Here is a 23,871-nt window from a genome sequence, read left to right on the forward strand (position 1 = left end):
TCGTTAATTTTTATTTTTTTTTCATTTATATCAATATAAAACGATTGCAATATTCTGTAAATTGTTATTACAAATTAAACTTCTAAAATAGCACTGTCCCACATGGACTCCACTAAAAAATAAACTCTATACTTATCTAAGTTTAAATAAAAAAGACCTCATATGAGGTCTTTTATTTAAAGTTATCTTTTACTTTATCCCAAAAACTTTTACTTTGTTCATGATTTTTATCATTTGACATATCCCCGAATTCTCTGAGTTTTGATTTTTGTTTCTCTGTTAAATTCTTCGGGACTTCAACTTTTATTTCCACATATTCATTTCCTTTTCCGAACCCGTTAGGATTTTGAACACCTTTACCTTTTAATTTAAATACTTGCCCAGACTGTGTACCTTCCGGTATTTTAAGCTTAACTTTACCGTCTACAGTAGGAACCATTATACTGTCTCCTAAAGCGGCCTGAACAAAAGTAATAGGTATTTCACAGTAAATGTCATTGTCTTCTCTTGTAAATATTGCATGAGGTCTAACCGAAATATAAATATATACATCTCCGTTAGGACCTCCGTTTTTACCAGCTTCACCCTCTCCTCTAAGAGGTAGAACGCTTCCGGTATCCACTCCCGCAGGAATTCTTATTGAAAGAGTTCTTTGCTTCTTCACGTTTCCCTCTCCATGACATTTAGGACAAGGTTTTACGATTTTCTTACCCGTTCCGTGACATTCATCACAGGTTTTAACGGTTTGAACGGTTCCGAATAAACTTTGCTGAGTTACTCTTACCTGACCTGTTCCATGACATTTATCACAAGTTTTTATATCTGCATCGTTAACGGCACCTTTACCAGCACAGGTATCACAGGTTTCCGTTCTTTTTAGTTTAATTTCTTTTTTGCATCCAAATACAGCTTCTTCAAATGATAAAGATAAATTTACTCTTAAATCTCTGCCCTTTTGACGTACATTCTGCCTTGACGCTCCGGAAGAAAATCCACCGCCAAACATAGAACCGAAAATATCACCGAACATATCCTCAAATCCACCGAATCCGGCGCCTCCAAAACCTGCACCGCCACCCATATTAGGATCAAAAGCTGCATGTCCGAACTGATCATATTTGGCTTTTTTATCGGCATCTGATAAAACTTCATATGCTTCATTTATTTCTTTGAATTTTTCTTCTGCCTCTTTATTATCAGGGTTTCTGTCCGGATGATATTTCATTGCCAACTTTCTGTAAGCTTTTTTTATCTCGTCTTCGCCGGCACTTTTATCAATACCTAAAACCTCGTAATAATCTCTTTTTGACATTATTGTTTACTCCCTTATCTATTATGAAAAATCACCCTGCAAACATTAAAAGCAGGGTGAAGTCAGTTTAATTATTTGTCGTCATCATCTACAACTTCATAATCTGCGTCTACAACATTATCATCGTCTTTTTTATCGGTATTTTCAGCACCTGCAGTATTTGCGCCTGCCGCAGAACCGTTTTGAGCCGCTTGTTCAGAGTATAATTTTTCAGCAATTGGGTATAAAGCTTCACTTAATTTTTCTGTTGCAGATTTAATAGCTTCAGTATCACTGCCTTCCAATTTTTCTTTAAGGTCTTTAATTGCATCCTCTACTCCAGATTTTTCACTTTCAGATACTTTGTCCCCTAAATCTTTTAAAGTTTTTTCAGCATTGTATACTGCTGCATCGGCATTATTTCTTATATTGATTTCTTCTTCTTTTGCTTTATCTTCGTTTGCATATTGTTCAGCTTCTTTTACAGCTTTATCAATATCTTCTTTTGACATATTAGAAGACGATTGAATAACGACGTTTTGTTCTTTTCCTGTTCCAAGATCTTTTGCCGTAACATTAACAATACCATTAGCATCAATATCAAATGTTACTTCAATTTGAGGCACTCCTCTTGGAGCTGAAGGAATTCCTGTTAATTGGAAACGTCCCAAAGTTTTGTTTCCGCTTGCCATCCCTCTTTCACCTTGAAGAACATGAATATCCACAGCTGTTTGTCCGTCAGCCGCTGTAGAAAATACTTGACTTTTCTTTGTAGGAATAGTTGTATTTCTTTCTATCAATTTCGTAAATACACCGCCCAGTGTTTCAATACCAAGAGATAAAGGAGTTACATCAAGAAGTAATACATCTTGAACATCCCCTGCAAGAACCCCACCTTGAATAGCTGCACCAATAGCAACACATTCGTCTGGATTTATACCTTTATCGGCATCTTTGCCTGTAATTTTCTTAACAGCTTCCTGTACTGCAGGAATTCTTGTAGAACCACCAACCAATACTACTTTATTTATAGCGCTTGAAGATAAACCTGAATCTGCAATAGCTTTTCTTACAGGTTCCATAGTAGCTTCAACAAGGTCTGCAGTAAGCTCATCAAACTTAGCTCTTGTCAATGTAACATCTAAATGTTTAGGACCTGCAGCATCCATTGTAATAAACGGAATATTTATTTGTGCGGTTGTTTTGCTTGAAAGTTCTATTTTCGCTTTTTCAGCACTTTCTTTTAATCTTTGCATAGCCATCTTATCGCCGCTTAAGTCTATACCGTTTGATTTCTTAAATTCATCAATTAAATAATTTATGATCTTGTTATCAAAGTCATCTCCACCTAAGTGGTTATTACCGTTTGTTGCTTTAACTTCAAAAACACCATCTGCAAGTTCTAAGATAGAAACATCAAATGTTCCTCCACCAAGATCGAAAATCATAACCGTTTGATTTTCTTCTTTTTCAAGTCCATAAGCAAGAGCTGCGGCTGTAGGTTCGTTTATAATTCTTAATACTTCCAAACCTGCAATCTTACCTGCATCTTTGGTAGCTTGTCTTTGCGCATCAGAGAAGTACGCAGGAACGGTGATTACAGCCTTTGAAACTGTTTGACCTAAATAACTTTCAGCATCTTTCTTTAGTTTTTGCAATATAAATGCTGAAATTTCTTGTGGAGTATATTGTTTTCCTTCAATGTCCACTTTATAATCGCTTCCCATATGTCTCTTAATTGAAGCAACTGTTTTATCGGGATTTGTTACGGCTTGGTTTTTTGCAACCTGACCGATTAATCTTTCACCGTCATTTGTAAATGCAACTACAGAAGGAGTTGTTCTTGCACCTTCCGCATTGGCAATTACTACGGCTTCTCCACCTTCCAATACTGATACACATGAATTTGTAGTACCTAAGTCGATACCTATAATTTTTTCTTTACTCATTTTAAATCTCTCCTTTACATAATCTATTTTAACTTATTTACCTTGACCATACTTGGTCTTAAGACTTTTTCTTTATATATATATCCGTCCTGAAATACTTCAAGCACGATATTGTCTTCCTTATCATCAACTTTATCCACTGCAACCGCATTATGCTTATTAGGATCAAATTTATCATCTAAAGCTTGTATAACTTCAATCCCCTCACTTTTCAAAAGCTCGCTTAACTGAGTGAATATCATGTTGACACCTTCATAAAAACCACTTTCTTTATTTTCCTCACTATCCAAAGCTCTCTTAAAATTATCTATTATAGGAAACAAACCTTCGGCAAACTTTGATGTAGAATAGATAATCATGGCTTCTTTATCCTTTGCCGCTCTTTTTTTATAATTATCAAAATCGGCAAGAATTCTTAAATAGCTTTCATTAAGTTTATTGTACTTATCCTCAAAACTTTCGCTCTTCACCTCTTCTTTTTTATCATCAACTTTTTTTTCTTCTGTATTTTTTTCTTTTTTCACTTCTTTTGTTTCATCTTTCATATTTTTTTTCTTTTCTTTTTCTTCTTTTTCTTTTCTAAGTTCATTTATATCTTTTATATTATCATTACTCATTCAGCTACCTCACTTTTTAAAAATTTTTGAAATATGTTTTGTAAGCTCATCACTCAAAACATCAAGTGTCGAAACGGCATAATCATAATTCATTCTCGTAGGTCCGATTACCCCAATCGTTCCTATAGTCTTGCCGTTTAGCTTATAATTAGCGGTTATTATTGAACAATCACTGAAATCCTCAACTTTATTTTCACTTCCTATTACTATATGAATATCTTCACCATCATCTTCATCAACAGATATTGCACTTTCAAGAGCCTCTTTGCTGTTTACCGAATCTATAAAATGTTTAGCTCTCTCCAAATCTCCAAACTCCGGATAGTTTAAAATTTTGCTTACACCTTTTGAATATATCTTAGATGAATGAGTTTTCTCAACCAAAGACCTGAAAACAGGCATAATCTCTGATAAAATTCTGTTTTCACTTTCAGACAACCCCTTTACGACACTACTTAAAAGTTCTGCAGCTTCGTTTGCGGGTCTGTTTTTTATAATTGTAATAAGAGCATTGTTAATCCTTTCGAGTTCATCAAAGCTAACCGTAGCATTAAGTCTTATTTCCGCATTTTTTATCAATCCTTCTTTAGTTACGACTATAAGCATAACTCTGTCTTCTTCTATATAAACAAGTTTTACATCTTTTACATTTAAAGACGATAATCTGGGAGCCATAACCAATGAAGTGTAATTAGTCATTTGAGTAAGAATATTGAGAGTCTTCTCTATTGTTTTATTAAGCTCAAGCATGTAATTCTCATATTCTGCTCTCACGGTTTCCCTGATTTGACTGTCCAAATCACTTTTTTTCATAAAGTTATCAACATATAATCTATATGCCGTCGTAGAAGGAATTCTTCCCGCAGAAGTATGTGGCTTAATCAAAAAACCCATATCTTCCAGGTCAGACATCTCATTTCTTATAGTAGCAGACGAAACACCCAGATTATATTTTTTCTCGAGGGTTCTGGAACCTACAGGCTCTGCCGTTTTAATATAATCATGGATGATAGCATTTAAAATATTAAATTTTCTGTCGTCCCAGTTCATTTTCCTTTCTCCTTCTTATTAGCACTCTTTTTATATGAGTGCTAACACTGTCATAAATATAACACCAAGATTATACTTTGTCAATAGATTATAAAATTTATTTTCAATTTTTAATTATTTTTTAATAATGAATTCATTCTATTATAAATCAAACTTAAAACCATAAATTTATAATGTAAAAAAGACTCGTTATACGAGTCTTTTTATCTATTTTGCATATGTTCTTGCACCGTCCATAAGAATTACTTCTCCACTTATGTACGTTCCCATATCACTTGCCAAAAATGCTGCCATATATGCAACATCTTCAGGTTCGCCTAACCTTCCCACCGGAACAGTTGCTATTTTTTTCTTTGTCATTTCTTCATCAAACTTATTTAACATTTCCGTTTTAATGAGTGATATAGCAAGTGTATTACACCTTATATTTTCACATCCGTACTGTACTGCCATATATCTTGTAAGTCCCATTAGCCCTGCTTTGGAAGCCGAATACTGAGGGCCTCCGCCCATACCAGAATACATAGCTGAGGAACCTATATTGATAATACTTCCACCTGAAGCATTTCTCATAAGCGCCAACCCTCCTGCCATAATTGAATAAAATGAGCCGTATAAATTGGATTTTAAGACTGTATCCAAATAATCCGGTGTCAATTCATCAATTTCAACAACTTTTGAACCGCCTGCATTATTTACGATTATATCCAACTTTCCGAACTTTTGCGAAACATCATTTAATGTTTTTTTCATCTGTTCAAAATTACCAACATCGCATTGATAACAATAAGCTTCTCTACCCTTACCCTCAATCTCTTTTACAACTTCTTTTGCAGCTTCTTCACGAGACAAATACGTAAAAGCAACATCTGCCCCGCAATCGGCAAATGCAAGACATATTGCCTTACCGACTCCTCTGCTTCCTCCGGTCACAAAAGCTTTTTTACCCGTCAAATCAATTTGTAACATATTTTTTCTCCTTAAACTTGTTTATATATAAATTTAAATAATATAAATTATTTTTTATCAACTACAAAGATTATACAACCCATCTTCATTTATAATCTCAATGCCACCTCTGTATAATCGAATGAATCCATCTGAAAGAAAATGTTTTAGCATCCTGCTTACCACCTCTCTTGCACTACCCAAATGATTTGCAATTTGCTCATGAGTCATATCAACTCTATTATCTTTCATATGAAACAATAAAAACTCCGCAAGTCTTAAATCAAACCTCTTAACCATTACCTGCTCCAAAAGCCATATTATATCAGAAAAACGAGAAGCCATTAATGTATTTACGTAATTCGCCATAGGCGCAGACTTTTTCTCAACCATATCATAAATGAAAGTAGGTATAATAATCACAGAAGTATCTTCCATTGCCTCCACGGTTATATCAAAGTCAATATCTTTCATAACACATGAAGCAGACATTAAACATACATCTCTTTGTAAAAGATAATAAAGGCTTATTTCTTTCCCGTTTTCAAAGACAATATACGCTCTTAACTTTCCCTTCGTTACAAAAACAAGTCCTGTACAATTTTCCGATCCTCCGTGAACAATATCACCTTTCTTATAATTTTTATATACTACATTATCAATAATTATTTTTTTATCATTATCTTCAAGCCTGTCCCAAACAGGAATGAATTTTTCTATTGATGGATTTTCACTACTCATACCAATACCTGCCGGTTATTTATTATATATAAAAAACCTTTCATCATATTCATTTTATACTATTTTATTTAATGTAAATATAAAAAGTCAACATCTTTTATAAAAAACTGTTTTATATGTGACTTCGTCACAGTGTTTTATTATAAAAAAAGATATTATATAGAAAAACAAGAAAAAGAGGTAATAAAAATGAGTACAATAAATTTAACAAATAAAACATTTAAAAATGAAATCAATGATGATAAATTAGTGGTAGTAGACTTTTGGGCTCCATGGTGTGGTCCTTGTCAGGCATTTTCGCCGATAATCGATGAAGTAAGCGAAGAGATGAATGACGTAAAAATATGTAAAGTAAATGTTGATGAAGAAAGAATGCTTGCAATGAAAAACAAAGTAATGTCAATACCTACATTAATAATGTACAAAAACGGAAAACAGGTTGAAAGATCACAGGGAAGACTTTCTAAAAACGAACTTATAGAACTAATCAACTCAGTAAAATAACATATTACATTAAAATTAAATTAATATAATCACAAAATATTACATTATGATTTGTCGTGTGATATAATATAAATAATATCAATAGAAGGAGGTTAATGATATGGGAAAATTAGACGGAACAAAAACACTCGAAAATTTAAAAACAGCTTTTGCAGGAGAAAGTGAAGCAAGAAACAAATACACTTACTACGCAAGCAAAGCAAGAAAAGACGGATTTAATCAAATTGCCGAATTCTTTGAAGACACAGCAAACAACGAAAAAGAACATGCAAAACTTTGGTTTAAATTAATCCACGGAATCGGAACTACAGAAGAAAATCTGATTGATGCAGCTGAAGGTGAAAATTACGAATGGACAGATATGTATGCCACATTTGCAAAAGAGGCAAGAGAAGAAGGATTCGAAGATATTGCAGTAGCATTTGAAGGTGTTGCTAAAATCGAAAAATCTCACGAAGAAAGATACAGAGCTTTATGTAGCAACGTACAAGAAAATAAAGTTTTCAAAAAAGAAGAAGAAGTTATATGGGAATGCGGAAATTGCGGTCATTTAGTAATAGCAAAAGAAGCTCCTGAAGTATGCCCTGTGTGCAATCATCCTAAATCTTATTTCTTTATCAAAAAGCAAAATTACTAACAAAGAAAAGAACATCGATACAGATGTTCTTTTTTATTATATGTATAAAAATAATATAACTGATATCATATTTCTTTTTTAAGTAAAATAGTTATTTTTATTGACATATCTTGCTTATTTTTTTATAATAATCTATGTTGACTACAAATGTGATGACCCACGGCAGAGGGGAGGGTTGAAGAAATGTCAGAAGTTAGATTAAGAGAAGGCGAATCATTAGAAAGCGCTTTAAAAAGATTTAAGAAAAAGACTGCAATGGCAGGTGTTATGTCTGAAATAAGAAAAAGAGAACACTATGAAAAGCCAAGTGTAAAAAGAAAGAAAAAAGCTGAAGCAGCCAGAAAGAAAAAAAATAAAAGATAATTAGGAAGTGTTTTATATGTCACTTAAAGAAACTTTGCTTGGCGATTTAAAAAAAGCCATGAAAGAAAAAGACAATATAACAAAATCTACAGTTACAATGGTTAGAGCCGCAATTCTTCAGATCGAAAAAGATAATAAAGTCGAACTTGGAGATGAAGAAATAATAGATGTGGTATCTAAACAAGTAAAACAAAGAAAAGATGCTCTTAGTGAATTTGAAAAAGCAGGAAGAGAAGATCTTGTAGAAGAAACAAAGGCTGAACTTAATGTTTTAATGAAATATCTACCAAAACAACTTTCAAAAGAAGAAGTTAAAAGCATAGTTGAGAATGCTGTGGAAAAGGTAGGAGCAAAAAGCGTTAAAGACATGGGTAAAATAATGAGTGAAGTAATGCCTAAAATAAAAGGTAAGGCTGACGGCAAGCTTGTTAATGAAATAGCCAGAGAACTACTTAGTTAATCAATTTAAGGAGTGAATATCACTCCTTATTTTTATATTGAGGTTTAGTAAAATGAAAAAAGAAAATATCTTAGTTTCGGCATGTTTATTCGGCAAAAACTGTAAATATAACGGAAAAAATAACAAAATCAATGATGATATAATAGATAAAATAAAAAGGAAATTCAACGTTATTTTAGTTTGCCCCGAAGAACTTGGAGGACTTACAACCCCAAGAGAACCAAGCGAAATATTAAAAGGAGAAGTTTACACCAAATCAGGGAAATGTGTTACATCAAATTTTCGTCTTGGTGCATTAAAAATTTTAAAAAAAGCAAAAGAAAACAATATAAAATTAGCTTTATTAAAAGCAAATTCACCTTCATGCGGGAATAAATATATATACAACGGAAAATTTGAAGGAACATTAATTGAAGGAAAAGGCATCAGTGCAGATTTATTACTAAAAAACAAAATTGAAGTAATAAACGAAAAAGAAATCGATAATATATTATAATTTATTATCTTGTAATAAAAGAACGTCTTTACAGACGTTTTTTATTTTTTTATAAGTTTACCGATTAAAACATAGCGTCCTTCTTCCATCTCATAAGAACACGTAGATAAAGTTATTACTTTATCTTGTTTATTTATACTTTTTCCACTGTTAAATGTTGAATTTGACTTTGCATGCAAGAGCAAATTATCGAGATTTTCATCCAACGCAAAACCATTATCATCCCATTTATATGCATCTATAACAAAGCCATAAACCACTTCTATCTCATAATTCTGATTAGGGGTATAAAGCTCCATAGTCTTGTGCGAATCATAATATGCCTGATCCTTATAGCCCATTAAACTCGCAAACATGCTTCCGTTTTTCATATTGTGAGCATAAAGAATACTGTTACTGCTTGTAAAATCCGGCTTTTTATTATAATCCAAGAATACAGCACCACTGGAGTTCGTTGTTTTATCAAAAAGATGAGATAAATAATAATCATTGTCACTGCCTTGAACAACAGGATAATCTATCACAGTATCTTTGGAATAAATCCAACCTACTACATCTTCATTCATACTCTTAAGTTTATCAAAGTCTATTTCTCTGTCCTTTTTCGCAACGCTGACTATCGTATCGTATGTATTGCTGCCTTTATTGTATTCTGACATTATACTGTAAATCTGATATGCAGAAAATACCAGCGTTATACTGAATATCCCTATTAGACAATATAAAAATATATTTTTTTTACTGTTATTTTTATTTGGTTTTCTTTTTTTTATTACTTTTACTTTTCTTTGTTTCATAGTAAACATTATATATTTTATTAAACTTTTATGCAATACATTTACTGCAATAAAAAAGAGAGATTTCCTCTCTTTTATTTATCGACCGCAAACATAATTTCACCTTTTACTGCAATTTCTTCTCCGACCATAGCAGTAGCATTGGCAAAACCAATCCCAGCCTTCATCTTTGTAAGCTCAACTTTCAAAGTAAGAACATCTCCCGGAATAACCTGCCTTTTAAAACGCATTTCATTTACACCGGCAAGAACGGCTATTTTTCCTTTATTTTCTTCTTTTGACAAAAGTAAAACCGCTCCCGTCTGAGCCAAGGCCTCAATCATAAGAACGCCTGGCATAACATGTTTCTCAGGGAAATGCCCCATAAACTGCATCTCATTTGCGCTGATGCATTTCTTTCCTATAATTACACTATCATCTATGATTTCTTCTATTGTATCCACAAGCAAAAAAGGATATCTGTGAGGAATAATTTTTTGTATATCATTTGAATTGTATATCATATCAGTGCACCTTCTTAAATATTAATGAAGCATTATGACCTCCGAATCCCAAAGAATTGCTCATGGCGTATTCTATGTTTTCTTCTATTCCTTTATTTGGAACTATATTTAAATCACAATCTTCATCTTTGTTTTTATAATTTATGGTTGCGGGTACAAAACCTTCTTCTATAGCCTTCACCGAAATTATCGCTTCCACGGCACCCGATGCCCCAAGAAGATGTCCTGTATTTGACTTTGTTGAAGATATCTTTACGTTTGAAGCATGCTCTTTAAACGCAGTTTTAACGGCAAGGGTTTCTGTCTTGTCATTTAAAGGAGTACTTGTTCCGTGAGCGTTTATATAATCAATAGAATCAGGTTTTATGTTCGCATCAGACATCGCTTCTGTCATGGCTCTCGCTCCGCCGCTTCCGTCATCTATAGGAGCCGTTACATGAAAAGCATCACAGGTAGCTCCGTACCCTACTATCTCCGCATATATTTTTGCACCTCTTTTTTTTGCATGTTCGTACTCTTCAAGAAGTAATATACCTGCCCCTTCACCCATAACAAATCCACTTCTGTCTTTATCAAAAGGAATACTCGCTCTTTTTTTATCATCACCTTCATGAAGTGCTCTCATAGACATAAATCCAGCCATGGCAAGAGGAGTTATAGAAGCTTCGCTTCCTCCTGCAAGCATCAAATCTTCATAACCGTCTTTTATCTTATGAAAAGCCTCTCCTATTGCATTGCTTGCTGCGGCACAAGCCGTAACAGTTGAAGAACAATGCCCTTTAAGGCCAAAATCAATTGCAACATTTCCTGCTGCAAGATTTATAAGGCACATCGGTATAAAATAAGGCGAAACTTTTGAAGGTCCTCTTTTCTCCATATTGATTTGTGCATTTTCTATAGTTTCTATACCGCCTATACCGCTTGCAATTATAACTCCAAAACGATTTTTATTCACTTTTTCGAGATCTATTTTACTGTCATCCATTGCCTGCATTGCAGCTATACGAGCAAAGCTGGTAAATCTGTCATTAAATTTTATTTCTCGCTTTTTAAGATATTTTTCCATATCCAAATCTTTAACTTCACCTGCAAGCTTAACTCTGTAATCACTTGTATCAAAATGCGTTATTTTATCGATACCGCACTTCCCCTCTTTTATTCCGTTCCACATTGTTTTTACATCATTTCCTATAGGAGAAACCACTCCCAAACCGCTTATAACAACTCTTCTTTTCATCATTCCTCCTATATTTGCATTAACATTCCACCGTCAACATGAATAACTTGTCCTGTTATGTATCTGCTCTTATCAGAAGCCAAGAAAATCGCAAGGTTTGCAACATCTTCACTTTTGCCTGTATCATGTAAAGGTATATTATTTAATATTTCTTCTTTTGTCTTTTCGTTTAGTTCCTCTGTCATATCGGTTTCGATAAATCCGGGAGCAATGGCATTCACACGAATACCTCTGGATGCAAGTTCTTTCGCAACAGATTTAGTAAGACCTATTACCCCTGCTTTACTGGCTGCGTAATTTGCCTGCCCTGCATTTCCCGATATTCCAACAACGCTTGACATGTTAATTATACTTCCGCTTTTTTGTTTCATCATCTGTCTTGTAACGTTTTTTATAGTATTAAATGTACCTTTTAAATTTACATCAATTACACTGTCAAAATCTTCTTCTTTCATCCTCAAAAGCAAATTGTCTCTTGTTATACCGGAATTATTCACCAATACATCCACTCTTCCAAAGGTTTCAACCGATTTTTTTATCAACTCTTCACTTTCTTTAAAATCCGCAACATTGGCTTTAATAGTAATTGCATCTGCCCCAAACTTTTTACATTCTGCCATAACTTCTTCTGCTTTTTCTTTATTTCCGTTATAATTTATTACCACATTGTATCCTTCTTTTGCAAACAAAATGGCAATAGCTCTTCCTATCCCCCTGCTTGCACCTGTTACTACTGCTGTTTTTTTATCCATTATTTTAACGCTCCTAACATTTCTTCAAGTGATTTTTTATCTTCAACACTGTAAACAGGAATAGACTTGTTTATTTTTCTCACAAACCCCTTCAAAACCTTTCCCGGACCTATTTCAACAAAAGCTTCTACTCCATTGTCTATCATATATTCAACCATCTGCATAAAATGCACACTTGATTTTATCTGTTTAACAAGTATCTCTTTTATGTCTCCGTCATATGTTTTACCTGTCACATTGTATACCACAGGAATTTCAGGTGTTTCTACACGAACACCATCCAATACTTTCTTTAACTCTTTTGATGCATCCTCAAGTAAAGAAGAATGAAAAGCACCGCTTACATTAAGAGGAATAAGTCTTCTCGCACCTTTTTCCTTTAATATTTCACAGGCTTTATCCACTGCTTTTATTTCACCGGTTATAACAGTCTGAGCAGGAGAATTATAATTGGCAACTTCACATACACCTTCGTCTTCTGCTTCTGTACAAACTTGTTTGATTACATCTTTATCAAAATTCATAACAGCAACCATCTTAGATGTACCCTTTGGGAGAGCATTTGACATTATTATTCCTCTTTGCCTTACTAAATTCACAGCATCATTCAACGAAAATGCCTTACTAAAGCAAAGAGCAGAATACTCGCCTAAAGACAATCCACATACATAACTCGGAACAATACCTTTTGATTTTATTACATTTGCTATAGCAATTGATGTAACAAGTATTGCACTTTGAGAATACGCAGTATCATCAAGCTGCTCCTTAGGTCCGTTAAAACATAAATCTTTTACATCAAAATCGAGAGAAACACTGTCAAAAACTTCCCTGGCTTCAATGTAATTATCATACAAATCCTTACCCATACCTACATTCTGACTTCCCTGTCCCGCAAATAAAAATCCTATTTTCATTAAATATTCTCCTTTAGTTTTTGATTTGCTTCCTTTAAAAGCTCACTTATAAGATTATGAACTGTAGTCATTTCATTTATCCTATAAGCATTACTCCCTACAAAAACAAGTCCTTTTTCTACATTCCCTTTTACGGATTGTATAAGAGCCTGAGAAATACAATAAGGGGTATCCTGAGGGTTACATAACGACAAACAGTTATAACATGAAGACATACATATATTTCCTCTCTTCTCCACTTCCCTCATGAAGGAATTCATTATTCCTCTTCCCGGAAACCCTGTAGGACTTTTTACAATAGCAATATCCTCTTTTTTACAATTAATGACCATATCCTTAAATGCTCTGCTTGCATCACATTCTTCTGTTGCAATAAATCTCGTACCCATTTGTACTCCATCGGCTCCCAATTGCAAATAATTGGCAATGTCGCTCCCCGTAAATATTCCCCCTGCAACAAAAACAGGAATATTCTTGGAATATTCTTTTTCAAAAGGAGCAAGTTCTTTTTTTACGTCAGATAAAATCTTACTAAGACTTTCACACGTACCGTCCAATAAATCATTTCTTTTAAATCCAAGATGCCCTCCGGCTTCACTTCCTTCTATTACCACAAAATCCGGCACGGTTTTATGTCGCTTATCCCACCTTTTCAAAATAAGCCTTATAGCCCGTCCGCTAGAAACGATGGGAGCGAGCAATATACTTTTATCACTCACAAGCTTTGGAAGATCCAAAGGTAGTCCGGCACCTGAAATTATGGCATCAACTTTAGCCTTTACGGCTGCCTTTACATACTCTGCATAATCTTTACTTGCAACCATAATATTTATTCCAAGTAAACCTTTTCGGCCACTTATTGCCCTTGCCTTTTTTGATTCTTCCATAATAGCGTCAATGTTACACTTTAACGAATTTTTGTTAAAATCTTCTTTTCTGTATCCCGGATGCGCAGCACTTAAAACACCCATAGCCCCTTCTTTCATAACACTGCCGGCTAATGACGATAAAGATACTCCAACCCCCATACCTCCTTGTATAATGGGAACTTTTAGTATTTTATCTTTTATTTTTACTTCTTTTAACATTTATAATCATAACTCCTTATGTTTATCTATTAAGATTTCAAGTTCTTTTTTTGAATTTTCGACAATATCAATTAAAACTTCTTCTATTGTACGAACCTCATTTACCATCCCCGCAACCTGTCCCATCATAACAGATCCCGTTACGGTATCACCGTCAAACACAGCTCTTCGAAGTCCGCCTAAAGTAAGTTTCTCAAGCTCTTCTCTGCTCCCGGCTTCAGATTCAATCTTTACATATTGTCTGCTCATTCTGTTTTTAAGAACTCTCACTGGCGCCCCCAGACTCTTTCCGGTAACAATCGTATCCGTATCCTTAGCTTTCAAAACTGCCTTTTTATAATTTTCATGAATAGGACATTCCTCTGTCGCCAAAAGACATGTTCCTACCTGTACTCCGACTGCGCCAAGGGCTAGAGCGGCATTAAAGCCTCTTGCATCCGCTATTCCCCCCGCGGCAATTACGGGAATGCTTACTGCATCCACAACTTGAGGCACAAGACTCATGGTTGTCTGCTCTCCCACATGTCCTCCAGACTCTCCGCCTTCCGCAATTATTCCGTCAACACCAGCTCTTTCAAGTCTCTTCGCAAGTGCCACACTCGGGGTTATCGGAAAGACTTTTGTGCCGGCTTTTTTTAACATTTCCACATACTTACCGGGATTCCCTGCCCCAGTTGTTACAACACAAACCTTTTCTTCACATATCATATTCATAATATCATCCGTTTCAGGATTCATCATCATAACATTAACTCCAAAAGGTTTATCGGTTAACTTTTTACATTTTCTTATTTCATCTCTTGCCTGTGAACATGTCATTGCCCCGGTTGCAATTATCCCGAGTCCGCCAGCATTACTGACGCTTGCGGCAAATTCCGCAGTTGCAATATTGGCCATAGCACCTTGTATAATCGGATATTTTATATCTAAAATTTTATTTAACATTGTCATAACTATTACCTACATTTCGATATAACCGGAAGCATACGTAAATCCTGCTCCAAAGCCAATCAAAACAATTTTTGCTCCTTCTCTGATTAATCCTTTTTCTTTTGCTTCTGCAAGTGCTATTGCAACACTTGCTGCCGATGTATTTCCATACTTATCTAAATTTATGTATACTTTTTTTTCATCAATATTCAACTTTTTAATAACATGTTTTATAATTCTGTAGTTCGCCTGATGAGGAATAAAAAGGTCAATATCTTCAATTGATTTATTTGCCTTATTTAAGGCTTCACTCAATGCTTCACTCATAGCCCTCACGGCAAAACGAAAAACATCGTTTCCTGCCATTTCTATTTGTCCGGTAATTCTCGGCTCGTTTTTCAACAAAGATTTTAAATCCACACCTTTTATTTTTAACTTACCTTCACTGTCACCCTCGGCGTTAGCATAATAATACATATTGTTTTCCGTTTTCTCTTTTCTCATGATTACAGCACCAGCTCCGTCACCGAAAAGAACGCACGTACTTCGATCGGTCCAATCTATAAACTTACTTAGCGTCTCCGCACCTATTACAAGTGCACATTTATACTCACTTAACATAAATGAAGCTATCTGCAATGAATACAAAAATCCGCTGCATGCAGCACTTATATCAAACGCCATAACATGTTTATCATTAAGCCCCAATCTCTCCTGAATCAAACACGCTGTTGAAGGTGTCATATTATCAGGGGTACATGTGGCACATACAATTAAGTCTATATCCCCCTTATCAATGCCCGCATCGTCTATTGCTTTCACAGCCGCATTATAAGCTATATCACTCGTATTCTCATTTGTACTTATGTATCGGCTCCTAATACCCGAACGACTCTTTATCCATTCATCACTTGTATCTACTGTATTTTCAAGATCGTGGTTTGTTATTAAATTCTCAGGAACATAATAACCATACCCGATAATTTTCCTGTTTTTCATAATCAAATCATTCCTATTTTTCGATATTTTAAATATCTTTCTCTGATTAATTGCCTGTCTTTTTTATTAATAAGCTCAGACAATTCTTTTTTTATATATACTGCCACTTGTGCAGCTACATACTCAAGCCCGTTTTGAGCACCTCCAAGAGGTTCTTTTATTATATGATCTATGACCCCTTTTTCATATAAGTCAAAAGAGGTAAGCTTCATATACCTGCTGGCTTCTTCAGCTCTGCTTTCATCTTTCCACAAAATACTGGCAAATCCTTCAGGCGATAAAACAGAATATATTGCATTTTCAAGCATAACTATTCTGTCAGCAACACTAAGCGCCAAAGCGCCACCGCTGCCGCCTTCGGAAATAACTATACTGATAACGGGAGTTTTTATATTAGAAAACTCGTAAAGACATTTTGCAATTGCTTCCGCCTGCCCTCTTTCTTCTGCACCTTTCCCGGGATATGCACCTGCCGTATCAACAATATTTATTATAGGCCTGTGAAACTTTTCGGCTTCTTTTGCAAGCCTCATAGCCTTTCTATATCCCTCGGGGTTCATCATGCCGAAATTTCTTTTTAGATTTTCTTCCAAAGTCTTGCCTTTTGCCTGAGCCAGAACAGTAACGGGAACCCCATTAAACATTCCTATTCCACCTATCAAAGCTTTGTCATCGGCAAATAATCTGTCACCGTGGAGTTCATAAAAATTTTCAAATAACAATGATATGTAATCCGTTGCTTTTGGTCTGTCTTGATGTCTGGCAAGGTACACCCTATCCCAAGGCTCCAAATTATTGTAAGCTTCCTTTTTTAACTTTAATATCTCTTTGTTTATAATGTCATATTCATCCATGCTTGCAGGCTCAAGTGCTGCTTTTTTTGCCTCAAGTTCTCTTATTTTTATTTCACATTCTCTTATATTCATTATTGAGCTCCTTTATGAAAGACAATAAGATCATATAAGGTCTTTTTCATGTCTTTTCTGTTTACAACCATATCCACAAAACCTTTTTCAAGTAAAAATTCCGCTCTTTGAAATTCCTTTGGCAATGTTTCTTTTATGGTATTTTCAATCACTCTTTTTCCCGCAAATCCGATAAGAGCATCCGGCTCTGCAATTATTATATCTCCAAGCATTGCAAAAGAGGCACTTACTCCACCTGTCGTAGGATGTGTAATAAGAGATATATAAAATCCGCCTGCATCTGAAAATCTTTTTAATGCCATACTCGTTTTTGCCATCTGCATAAGAGAAACAATTCCTTCCTGCATTCTGGCTCCGCCGCTGGTAGAGCTTATAAGCAAAGGAAGATTTCTTTTCATGGCGTATTCCGTTATTCTGGTAATCTTTTCACCAACAACTTGCCCCATACTTCCCATCATAAAGTTGCTGTCCATTACAGCCATTGCAACTCTTTCTCCGTTTATTTTTCCTATACCTGTAATAACAGCTTCATGAAGCCCCGTACTCTTTTTGCTTTTATCCAATTTTTGTGTGTACCCCGGGAAATCTTCAGTATTTATGCTTTCAAGATTCTTATCAATCTCTCTAAAAGTTCTATTATCGGTAAGCTGCCTTATTCTTTCTCTTGCACTTATTTTTAAATGATGACCGCAATTAGGGCAAACATAAAAATTTTTCATCATTTCTTCATAAGGAGTATTCTTATGACATATCTCACAGTTTTTCACAAGATTTTCAGGAACTTCTTTGCGTATTGTTTCATTTGATTTCTTTATTCTTCTGGATTTAAAAAGCTCAAGTCTTTCTTGTCTTTTCTTAAATAAGTTCTCCACTTTGTTCCTCCAACTCCTTTAAAAATTCGTCAAAAAAACCTGTATCATAATTGCCTTCTATAAACCTCTTGTTATGAAGCACCAAATAATGAAACTCGATATTTGTTTTTACTCCGTCTATTATCAATTCTTCCAACGCTACTCTCATCTTTTTTATGCATTCAAGCCTTGTCGGTGCAAATGCAATCAACTTCAAAATCATCGAATCATAAAACGGCGGTATCTCATATCCCGTATAAACTGCGCTGTCTATTCTTATACCACGCCCTCCGGGAAGATGCAGAAATTTTATCTTTCCGCCAGAAGGCGTAAAATACCTCTCAACATCTTCAGCATTTATTCTGCATTCAATGGCATACCCGTTTTGCTTTATATCTTCCTGCCTTAAAGACAGTTTCTGTCCACTTGCAATCTTTATCTGCTGCTTTACTATATCTACAGCGCTTATCATCTCAGTAATAGGATGTTCAACCTGAATCCTGGTATTCATTTCCATAAAATAATACTTGCCGCTTTTATCCAAAAGAAATTCGATTGTTCCGACATTATCATATCCAACATATTTGCATGCTTTTATTGCGTCCTGTATCATGGATTTCCTGATTTCTTCTTTTAATATATGACACGGCGCTTCTTCTATAAGTTTTTGATTTCTTCTTTGAAAAGAACAATCCCTTTCAAATAAATGAATAACATTTCCGTACTTATCACCTATAAGCTGTATTTCTATATGCTTGGGACTTTCGATATACTTTTCCAGATACACATCACCGTCCCCAAAGCAAGCCTTGGCTTCGGCAGATGCACTGTTAAAACTCTCCTCAAAATCCCCCTCTTTTCTTACAATCCTCATCCCTCTGCCCCCTCCGCCATTGCTGGCTTTTATTATAACGGGATAAGTAATCTCTTTTGCCAGTTTTATTCCTTCGGTAACACTCGGTACAACTTCTTTGGAACCGGGTACAACGGGAACGCCCGCTTCAATCATTATCTCTCTTGCTTTGCTTTTATTTCCGAGTTTTTCTATTGTTTCCGGATTAGGTCCTATAAAAACAAGTCCACAACCTTCTACAAGTCTGGCAAAAGTCGGGTTTTCGCTTAAAAACCCGAAACCGGGATGGATTGCATCACATCCGCTTTGACATGCAGCTTCTATAATATTACTCATATTAAGATAACTGTCCACCGACTTTGCAGGCCCTATACAAACCGCTTCATCGGCAATTTGCACATGAAGAGCGTCTTTATCAGCCACAGAATAGACCGCAACGGTTTTTATACCCATTTCTTTACATGTTCTTATTATTCTTACTGCAATTTCTCCTCTGTTTGCAATTAAAATTTTCTTAATCATCTAATCACCTATACATATAAGATTATCTTCAAACTGAACCATTTCCCCATCTTGTTTTTCTATACCGATAACAGTTCCCTCACAAGGAGCCTTTACCTCGTTCATAACTTTCATGGCCTCTATTATACAAAGAGTATCTCCCTTTTTCACTTTATCTCCCACATTTACAAAGGTACTGGAATTCTCATTGGGTTTGGAATAAAAAGTTCCAACAAGAGGAGCTTTTACCCATCTGCCCCTTTCAACATTTTCATCTCCACTCTTATCCGCTAAATCAATATCTCCTTTTTTAGGAAAATCTGTTTGTGCAGCAGAAGATGAAAAAGCTGCTTTTGTATCTTCTTTTTCGAGCTTTATTTTCATTTCGCCCGCTTCTATTTCCATTTTATGTACTTTTGAATTTTCAAATAAATCAATAACCTGTTTTATTTCTTTTGTATTCAAAATATTCTCCTTTAAATTTCAACTAAAATTTAATAAATTAATTCTTTATATCAATCGATATTTATTTTGATTATCAAAGTAATCTATCGTATAAATTCTAATAAAATAATATAAAAGGGCCTGTTAAGCCCAATTTAGATTTAATATACAATATTTTTATGCTTGTTTTTCTTTTATAATATCAATAATATCCTGTACTGTTACAAGTTTTTCAAGTTCTTCGTCTTCTATTTGAACGTCAAATTCTGTTTCAAGCTCCAATGACAATTCTACCGCTGCCAAAGAATCTATATCCAAATCCTCTTTTAATCTCGCATCAGGTGTTATTAAATTTTCGTCAATGTCAAGAGCATCAACCAATACTTGTTTTATATCTTCTAACATAATACTATCCTCCTAAATTCTTTGATATTCAAAGTATTTACGTATTATATACTCTAAAAAGTTCAAAGTAAATAGTTTTTTATATAAATCATATAAAAAAACAATAAAATTTATTGATTTTACTATCTTATTAATACCTTGTATCATTAAGGTATTATTTATGAACTTTTTTATTTGTTTGTTTAAATATAAATTAAAATTTTACATATTTTTCACTTTCTTTATGTTAAAACAATATGATGAATATATCATTGATGTTTGCAAAATATGGATAATATGTTAAAATATACATAATCGAGAGGTGCAATATGAGCGGTTTTAATTTAGTTGTCCCAAGCAAAATAATTTTTGGAGAAGGGAAAATACATTCTTTAAACAAATATATACTGGAATACGGAGATAAGGTCTTATTCCTATGCGGACAAACTTCTTTAAAGTCATCCGGAATGTTTGAAAAAATAATAGAAAATTTTGAAAAAGACAACATAAGTTACGAAATACATTCCATAAAAGATGAACCTTCTGTAGAAATTATTGATAATTTAGCCGGTGAATACAGACAAAAGAATGTCGACGTAATACTCAGTATAGGCGGAGGAAGCGTAATTGATGCAGGAAAAGCGGTAAGTGCTATGCTTAAAGAAGAAGGAAGCATAAAAGATTACCTTGAGGGTGTCGGAACAAAAAAACCAAGCGGAAACAAAGTTCCTTTTATAGCAGTTCCCACAACGAGCGGAACCGGAAGCGAAGCCACAAAAAATGCCGTAATAAAAGGAAAAGATAATGAATATAGTTTCAAAAAATCTCTGCGACACGATAACTTTGTTCCAAATATTGCATTGGTAGACCCTATACTTACGCTTCAATGTTCAAAAAAAGTTACAATGCAAAGCGGTTTGGATGCATTTTGCCAGCTTCTTGAAGCATATATATCAACCAATTCCAATACTTTTACCGACATGCTGGCAGAAAAAGGATTAAAAAGAATGTGTGAAAGTCTGCTTAATGCATATAATAATCCAGAAGACCTGGATGCAAGAAGTGATGTTTCATATGCATCTTTATTATCCGGTATATGCATGGCAAACTCGGGACTTACAACCATACACGGATTTGCAGGAGTAATCGGAGGACTTTACGACAACATTCCCCACGGAGCTATTTGTGCAAGTTTGCTCCATGGTGCAACGGTTGTAAACCTTCAAAAAATAAAAGATTTTGAGCCAAATAATCCTGCCGCATACAAATATGCAAAAATCGGAGCATATCTGATGGACGCAACATATTCCCCACAACGCCACGAAGTATTCTTCAGAGCGGTTGTTGATACTCTTAAACAATGGAATGAAGAAATGAACATACCAAAACTCTCTGAATTTGGCATAGATAAAGACGACTTTTGGAAGATACTTGAGTATGCAAAACAAAGAACAAACCCGGTAAAATTATCAGACAGTGAAATGGAAGAAATACTGGATATAAGCTATTAAAAAGGAGAATAACATATAATGTCAAGAGTAACAATTTATACAACAAAAACATGCCCTTACTGTAAAATGGCAAAAGAACTTCTTACTCAAAAAGGAATTGATTTCGAAGAAAGAATATTGGAATTTGGCAGTGAGGAATTAACAGAACTCGTAAAAAAAACACACCACAGAACAGTTCCTCAAATATTTTTCGGTGAAGAATTTATCGGCGGATACGATGATTTACAAAAATATTTAACAACAAAAGAGTTTATTGAAAAATAAAAAGAGGCTTTTTCGGTCTCTTTTTATTTTATGACAAAAAAATTTATTTTTATTGATAGAAAATTAATACAAATTTTAACAAAATTTGACAAAGTTAAAAAAATTATTTAACTTTATATATTTTTATATTGACTTTATGCTAACATTAGAATGAAAGAAGATTATATAGAATGGTAAAATATTAAGAACTTATATAAATTATAAACTTATTTTATTTATATAGGTTCTTTTTATTTTTATAAAATAATATTCAAAATCAAGGAGGAGCATATGGATATAAAAAAGAAATTATCCAAACCATATTTAATGCGTGAAAAAATAGCATACACCCAAACTCAAATTGAAGAATGTGAAATGTACATAGACAGAATTTCTCCGATAATAAACAACACAGGAATAAAAAATAAAACAAATCAAGATCTAAAAACAAACAGTATAATAAACCTCATAGCCTACAAAGAAAAACTCATCTGTGAAATTAATACGCTATATAAGCATAAAATTGACGTATCGAATATAATTGACAACCTTGAAAATGAATTAGATAAATTGATCTTAAAAAAGCATTATTTAAATTACGAACCATGGACAAAAATATCAGAAGATTTATCTCTTACTTATCAAACAATTCACGCACATCATAAAAAATCATTGGAAATACTTGAAAAGATTTTTACCTACAACAGCAAAAAAATATAATATAAAAGACCACAAGAAAATCTTGTGGTCTTAAAAAGAAACAAATAGGCTTTAATTATATGTAATGAAGTTTTTGATAACTCCGCCCTTCGAATGTTCAATAAGAGCTTTTTCTATATCATCAAGCTTATATTCATTTTGAACAAAGTCTTTTTCATCTATTACATGCATTTTAAGTAACTCAAATGCTTGATTTACATATAATGGAGTTGTATGGAATACACCCTTTATAGTAATTTGGCTATAATGAAGTAATTTGGTATCTATTGTTACTGTATCGCCGGCTTTTGTACCTCCGAAGCAAAGAACAAATCCACCCGGTCTTGCCATTTGAATTGCAAGTTCCCATACTTTTGCAAGTCCTGTAGCTTCAACGGCAACGTCAACACCTCTAGAATTTGGAGTCAAAGCTTTAACGGCTTCTATTTGATCATCCACTTTGCTGATATTTACAAGGTCATACGCACCTAATTTCTTTGCCATTTCAAGTCTTGTTTCACTCATATCACAAGCAATAACTCTCGCACCTTTTAAATATAAAAGTCTGACAAACATCAATCCGATTGGACCGCATCCGTTAACAACAACATAGTCACCTTGTTCAACAGGTACATTTGCTGTACCGTAAACAGCACATGCAAAAGGTTCCAACAATGCAGCTTGTTTATAACTCATTTCATCCGGAATATGGAACATATTTTGATTTACTATTCTTTCCGGAATTAATAAATATTGTGCAAACGCACTATTGTTTTTATTGTTCAATGTTAAATCTTCACACATAGAATGAAGGCCTTTTTTACAATAATAGCATTCATTGCAAGGAGCAGAGTTATGTGATACCACTCTGTCTCCCACCTTAAATTTTGTTACATTTTCCCCTACGGCATAAACCGTACCGCTTGACTCATGTCCAAGAGGGAAAGGTGGAGTCATAAGAGGATATCCTCTTTTATAACTTTTTACATCAGTACCGCATGTAAGTGAAATTTCATTTTTAATAACAACATCTCCGGGACCAGGAACAGGAATATCAATTTCTTCGATTCTTAAATCTTCAGGTCCGTATACAACAGCTCTTTTCATTTTGCTCATTTCTAAATTTCTCCTTATCAATCGTTTCTCATTGATTACATTATAACACTAAAAATAAAATAGT

The 23,871-nt window shown here is 34.2% G+C and carries 28 protein-coding genes; 8 read left to right on the top strand and 20 right to left on the bottom strand.

Annotated features, from left to right (window positions below; genetic code table 11):
- Positions 1–172: 172 nt before the first annotated feature.
- The 6 genes from dnaJ to QZ357_RS01910 all read right to left on the bottom strand — a co-directional run bounded on the left by dnaJ (position 173) and on the right by QZ357_RS01910 (position 6,596).
- Positions 173–1,312: a molecular chaperone DnaJ gene (dnaJ, locus tag QZ357_RS01885; RefSeq protein ID WP_290771181.1), complete on the bottom strand. Its 1,140-nt coding sequence runs from the start codon at positions 1,310–1,312 to the stop codon at positions 173–175.
- A 71-nt stretch (positions 1,313–1,383) separates the two neighbouring features.
- A complete protein-coding gene (gene dnaK, locus QZ357_RS01890; protein ID WP_290771183.1) occupies positions 1,384–3,240 on the bottom strand; it encodes a molecular chaperone DnaK in 1,857 nt (618 codons plus the stop codon).
- A 23-nt stretch (positions 3,241–3,263) separates the two neighbouring features.
- Positions 3,264–3,857 (bottom strand): nucleotide exchange factor GrpE, encoded by a 594-nt coding sequence (grpE, locus tag QZ357_RS01895; protein ID WP_290771185.1) that lies wholly within the window; start codon positions 3,855–3,857, stop codon positions 3,264–3,266.
- A 9-nt stretch (positions 3,858–3,866) separates the two neighbouring features.
- Complete coding sequence (gene hrcA / locus QZ357_RS01900) at positions 3,867–4,907, bottom strand: heat-inducible transcriptional repressor HrcA (protein ID WP_290771187.1); 1,041 nt, start codon at positions 4,905–4,907, stop codon at positions 3,867–3,869.
- 207 nt (positions 4,908–5,114) lie between these two features.
- Positions 5,115–5,876, bottom strand: coding sequence for an SDR family oxidoreductase (locus tag QZ357_RS01905; protein WP_290771189.1), 762 nt, complete (start codon positions 5,874–5,876; stop codon positions 5,115–5,117).
- A 57-nt stretch (positions 5,877–5,933) separates the two neighbouring features.
- Positions 5,934–6,596: a Crp/Fnr family transcriptional regulator gene (locus QZ357_RS01910; protein ID WP_290771191.1), complete on the bottom strand. Its 663-nt coding sequence runs from the start codon at positions 6,594–6,596 to the stop codon at positions 5,934–5,936.
- Between the two features lie 189 nt (positions 6,597–6,785).
- On the opposite strand from QZ357_RS01910, the gene trxA reads away from it, so the two are divergent.
- The 5 genes from trxA to QZ357_RS01935 all read left to right on the top strand — a co-directional run bounded on the left by trxA (position 6,786) and on the right by QZ357_RS01935 (position 9,056).
- Positions 6,786–7,100 carry a thioredoxin gene (gene trxA, locus QZ357_RS01915; protein ID WP_290771193.1) on the top strand — a complete coding sequence of 105 codons (315 nt, stop codon included), beginning with the start codon at positions 6,786–6,788 and terminating at the stop codon, positions 7,098–7,100.
- 100 nt (positions 7,101–7,200) lie between these two features.
- On the top strand, positions 7,201–7,737 hold the full coding sequence (gene rbr / locus QZ357_RS01920) for a rubrerythrin (RefSeq protein WP_290771195.1): 537 nt from the start codon (positions 7,201–7,203) through the stop codon (positions 7,735–7,737).
- A gap of 183 nt (positions 7,738–7,920) precedes the next feature.
- Positions 7,921–8,100, top strand: coding sequence for a 30S ribosomal protein S21 (gene rpsU, locus QZ357_RS01925; protein ID WP_007050870.1), 180 nt, complete (start codon positions 7,921–7,923; stop codon positions 8,098–8,100).
- 16 nt (positions 8,101–8,116) lie between these two features.
- Positions 8,117–8,560, top strand: a complete 444-nt coding sequence (locus QZ357_RS01930; RefSeq protein WP_290771201.1) for a GatB/YqeY domain-containing protein — start codon at positions 8,117–8,119, stop codon at positions 8,558–8,560.
- A 52-nt stretch (positions 8,561–8,612) separates the two neighbouring features.
- Positions 8,613–9,056 (top strand): DUF523 domain-containing protein, encoded by a 444-nt coding sequence (locus QZ357_RS01935; RefSeq protein WP_290771203.1) that lies wholly within the window; start codon positions 8,613–8,615, stop codon positions 9,054–9,056.
- 41 nt (positions 9,057–9,097) lie between these two features.
- On the opposite strand, the gene srtB is transcribed toward QZ357_RS01935, so the two are convergent.
- From srtB to QZ357_RS02000, 13 genes are all read right to left on the bottom strand, one after another.
- Entirely contained in the window at positions 9,098–9,853 is a 756-nt protein-coding gene (srtB, locus tag QZ357_RS01940) for a class B sortase (protein ID WP_290771205.1), read from the bottom strand.
- Between the two features lie 74 nt (positions 9,854–9,927).
- Positions 9,928–10,356, bottom strand: coding sequence for a 3-hydroxyacyl-ACP dehydratase FabZ (gene fabZ / locus QZ357_RS01945; protein WP_290771207.1), 429 nt, complete (start codon positions 10,354–10,356; stop codon positions 9,928–9,930).
- A 1-nt stretch (position 10,357) separates the two neighbouring features.
- Positions 10,358–11,593, bottom strand: a complete 1,236-nt coding sequence (gene fabF / locus QZ357_RS01950; RefSeq protein ID WP_290771209.1) for a beta-ketoacyl-ACP synthase II — start codon at positions 11,591–11,593, stop codon at positions 10,358–10,360.
- An 8-nt stretch (positions 11,594–11,601) separates the two neighbouring features.
- On the bottom strand, positions 11,602–12,345 hold the full coding sequence (fabG, locus tag QZ357_RS01955; protein WP_290771212.1) for a 3-oxoacyl-[acyl-carrier-protein] reductase: 744 nt from the start codon (positions 12,343–12,345) through the stop codon (positions 11,602–11,604).
- Positions 12,345–13,262 carry an ACP S-malonyltransferase gene (gene fabD, locus QZ357_RS01960; RefSeq protein ID WP_290771214.1) on the bottom strand — a complete coding sequence of 306 codons (918 nt, stop codon included), beginning with the start codon at positions 13,260–13,262 and terminating at the stop codon, positions 12,345–12,347. The genes fabG and fabD overlap by 1 nt, the downstream gene beginning before the upstream one ends.
- Positions 13,262–14,350, bottom strand: coding sequence for a nitronate monooxygenase family protein (locus tag QZ357_RS01965; RefSeq protein WP_290771216.1), 1,089 nt, complete (start codon positions 14,348–14,350; stop codon positions 13,262–13,264). The genes fabD and QZ357_RS01965 overlap by 1 nt, the downstream gene beginning before the upstream one ends.
- A gap of 6 nt (positions 14,351–14,356) precedes the next feature.
- Positions 14,357–15,301: a DUF561 domain-containing protein gene (locus QZ357_RS01970; protein ID WP_290771218.1), complete on the bottom strand. Its 945-nt coding sequence runs from the start codon at positions 15,299–15,301 to the stop codon at positions 14,357–14,359.
- Between the two features lie 9 nt (positions 15,302–15,310).
- The gene (locus QZ357_RS01975; protein WP_290771220.1) at positions 15,311–16,279 is read right to left on the bottom strand and encodes a beta-ketoacyl-ACP synthase III; all 969 of its coding nucleotides are present in this window, start codon (positions 16,277–16,279) and stop codon (positions 15,311–15,313) included.
- Between the two features lie 2 nt (positions 16,280–16,281).
- Positions 16,282–17,205, bottom strand: coding sequence for an acetyl-CoA carboxylase carboxyltransferase subunit alpha (locus tag QZ357_RS01980; protein ID WP_290771222.1), 924 nt, complete (start codon positions 17,203–17,205; stop codon positions 16,282–16,284).
- The gene (accD, locus tag QZ357_RS01985) at positions 17,205–18,077 is read right to left on the bottom strand and encodes an acetyl-CoA carboxylase, carboxyltransferase subunit beta (RefSeq protein ID WP_290771224.1); all 873 of its coding nucleotides are present in this window, start codon (positions 18,075–18,077) and stop codon (positions 17,205–17,207) included. Before accD ends, QZ357_RS01980 begins: the two co-directional genes overlap by 1 nt.
- A complete protein-coding gene (locus tag QZ357_RS01990; protein ID WP_290771226.1) occupies positions 18,061–19,431 on the bottom strand; it encodes an acetyl-CoA carboxylase biotin carboxylase subunit in 1,371 nt (456 codons plus the stop codon). Before QZ357_RS01990 ends, accD begins: the two co-directional genes overlap by 17 nt.
- Positions 19,432–19,875 carry a biotin/lipoyl-containing protein gene (locus tag QZ357_RS01995; RefSeq protein WP_290771228.1) on the bottom strand — a complete coding sequence of 148 codons (444 nt, stop codon included), beginning with the start codon at positions 19,873–19,875 and terminating at the stop codon, positions 19,432–19,434.
- Positions 19,876–20,031: 156 nt separating this feature from the next.
- Complete coding sequence (locus QZ357_RS02000; RefSeq protein WP_290771230.1) at positions 20,032–20,259, bottom strand: acyl carrier protein; 228 nt, start codon at positions 20,257–20,259, stop codon at positions 20,032–20,034.
- A 308-nt stretch (positions 20,260–20,567) separates the two neighbouring features.
- On the opposite strand from QZ357_RS02000, the gene QZ357_RS02005 reads away from it, so the two are divergent.
- The 3 genes from QZ357_RS02005 (at position 20,568) to QZ357_RS02015 (ending at position 22,712) form a co-directional block, all read left to right on the top strand.
- The gene (locus QZ357_RS02005) at positions 20,568–21,749 is read left to right on the top strand and encodes an iron-containing alcohol dehydrogenase (RefSeq protein ID WP_290771233.1); all 1,182 of its coding nucleotides are present in this window, start codon (positions 20,568–20,570) and stop codon (positions 21,747–21,749) included.
- 18 nt (positions 21,750–21,767) lie between these two features.
- Positions 21,768–22,013 (top strand): glutaredoxin domain-containing protein, encoded by a 246-nt coding sequence (locus QZ357_RS02010; RefSeq protein ID WP_290771235.1) that lies wholly within the window; start codon positions 21,768–21,770, stop codon positions 22,011–22,013.
- Between the two features lie 270 nt (positions 22,014–22,283).
- A complete protein-coding gene (locus QZ357_RS02015) occupies positions 22,284–22,712 on the top strand; it encodes a hypothetical protein (RefSeq protein WP_290771237.1) in 429 nt (142 codons plus the stop codon).
- 51 nt (positions 22,713–22,763) lie between these two features.
- Here QZ357_RS02015 and QZ357_RS02020 read toward each other — a convergent pair whose 3' ends face one another.
- Positions 22,764–23,807, bottom strand: coding sequence for a zinc-binding dehydrogenase (locus QZ357_RS02020; RefSeq protein ID WP_366934106.1), 1,044 nt, complete (start codon positions 23,805–23,807; stop codon positions 22,764–22,766).
- Between the last annotated feature and the right edge of the window lie 64 nt (positions 23,808–23,871).

This window comes from Anaerofustis sp. (assembly GCF_019420015.1).
In the GTDB taxonomy this organism is placed as follows: Bacteria; Bacillota; Clostridia; order Eubacteriales; family Anaerofustaceae; genus Anaerofustis.

Excerpts from the sequence above, each read along its gene's own strand:
- dnaJ (WP_290771181.1), bottom strand. The coding sequence starts at position 1,312 with ATGTCAAAAAGAGATTATTACGAGGTTTTAGGTATTGATAAAAGTGCC.
- dnaK (WP_290771183.1), bottom strand. The coding sequence starts at position 3,240 with ATGAGTAAAGAAAAAATTATAGGTATCGACTTAGGTACTACAAATTCA.
- grpE (WP_290771185.1), bottom strand. The coding sequence starts at position 3,857 with ATGAGTAATGATAATATAAAAGATATAAATGAACTTAGAAAAGAAAAA.
- hrcA (WP_290771187.1), bottom strand. The coding sequence starts at position 4,907 with ATGAACTGGGACGACAGAAAATTTAATATTTTAAATGCTATCATCCAT.
- QZ357_RS01905 (WP_290771189.1), bottom strand. The coding sequence starts at position 5,876 with ATGTTACAAATTGATTTGACGGGTAAAAAAGCTTTTGTGACCGGAGGA.
- QZ357_RS01910 (WP_290771191.1), bottom strand. The coding sequence starts at position 6,596 with ATGAGTAGTGAAAATCCATCAATAGAAAAATTCATTCCTGTTTGGGAC.
- trxA (WP_290771193.1), top strand. The coding sequence starts at position 6,786 with ATGAGTACAATAAATTTAACAAATAAAACATTTAAAAATGAAATCAAT.
- rbr (WP_290771195.1), top strand. The coding sequence starts at position 7,201 with ATGGGAAAATTAGACGGAACAAAAACACTCGAAAATTTAAAAACAGCT.
- rpsU (WP_007050870.1), top strand. The coding sequence starts at position 7,921 with ATGTCAGAAGTTAGATTAAGAGAAGGCGAATCATTAGAAAGCGCTTTA.
- QZ357_RS01930 (WP_290771201.1), top strand. The coding sequence starts at position 8,117 with ATGTCACTTAAAGAAACTTTGCTTGGCGATTTAAAAAAAGCCATGAAA.
- QZ357_RS01935 (WP_290771203.1), top strand. The coding sequence starts at position 8,613 with ATGAAAAAAGAAAATATCTTAGTTTCGGCATGTTTATTCGGCAAAAAC.
- srtB (WP_290771205.1), bottom strand. The coding sequence starts at position 9,853 with ATGAAACAAAGAAAAGTAAAAGTAATAAAAAAAAGAAAACCAAATAAA.
- fabZ (WP_290771207.1), bottom strand. The coding sequence starts at position 10,356 with ATGATATACAATTCAAATGATATACAAAAAATTATTCCTCACAGATAT.
- fabF (WP_290771209.1), bottom strand. The coding sequence starts at position 11,593 with ATGAAAAGAAGAGTTGTTATAAGCGGTTTGGGAGTGGTTTCTCCTATA.
- fabG (WP_290771212.1), bottom strand. The coding sequence starts at position 12,345 with ATGGATAAAAAAACAGCAGTAGTAACAGGTGCAAGCAGGGGGATAGGA.
- fabD (WP_290771214.1), bottom strand. The coding sequence starts at position 13,262 with ATGAAAATAGGATTTTTATTTGCGGGACAGGGAAGTCAGAATGTAGGT.
- QZ357_RS01965 (WP_290771216.1), bottom strand. The coding sequence starts at position 14,350 with ATGTTAAAAGAAGTAAAAATAAAAGATAAAATACTAAAAGTTCCCATT.
- QZ357_RS01970 (WP_290771218.1), bottom strand. The coding sequence starts at position 15,301 with ATGACAATGTTAAATAAAATTTTAGATATAAAATATCCGATTATACAA.
- QZ357_RS01975 (WP_290771220.1), bottom strand. The coding sequence starts at position 16,279 with ATGAAAAACAGGAAAATTATCGGGTATGGTTATTATGTTCCTGAGAAT.
- QZ357_RS01980 (WP_290771222.1), bottom strand. The coding sequence starts at position 17,205 with ATGAATATAAGAGAATGTGAAATAAAAATAAGAGAACTTGAGGCAAAA.
- QZ357_RS01990 (WP_290771226.1), bottom strand. The coding sequence starts at position 19,431 with ATGATTAAGAAAATTTTAATTGCAAACAGAGGAGAAATTGCAGTAAGA.
- QZ357_RS02000 (WP_290771230.1), bottom strand. The coding sequence starts at position 20,259 with ATGTTAGAAGATATAAAACAAGTATTGGTTGATGCTCTTGACATTGAC.
- QZ357_RS02005 (WP_290771233.1), top strand. The coding sequence starts at position 20,568 with ATGAGCGGTTTTAATTTAGTTGTCCCAAGCAAAATAATTTTTGGAGAA.
- QZ357_RS02010 (WP_290771235.1), top strand. The coding sequence starts at position 21,768 with ATGTCAAGAGTAACAATTTATACAACAAAAACATGCCCTTACTGTAAA.
- QZ357_RS02015 (WP_290771237.1), top strand. The coding sequence starts at position 22,284 with ATGGATATAAAAAAGAAATTATCCAAACCATATTTAATGCGTGAAAAA.
- QZ357_RS02020 (WP_366934106.1), bottom strand. The coding sequence starts at position 23,807 with ATGAGCAAAATGAAAAGAGCTGTTGTATACGGACCTGAAGATTTAAGA.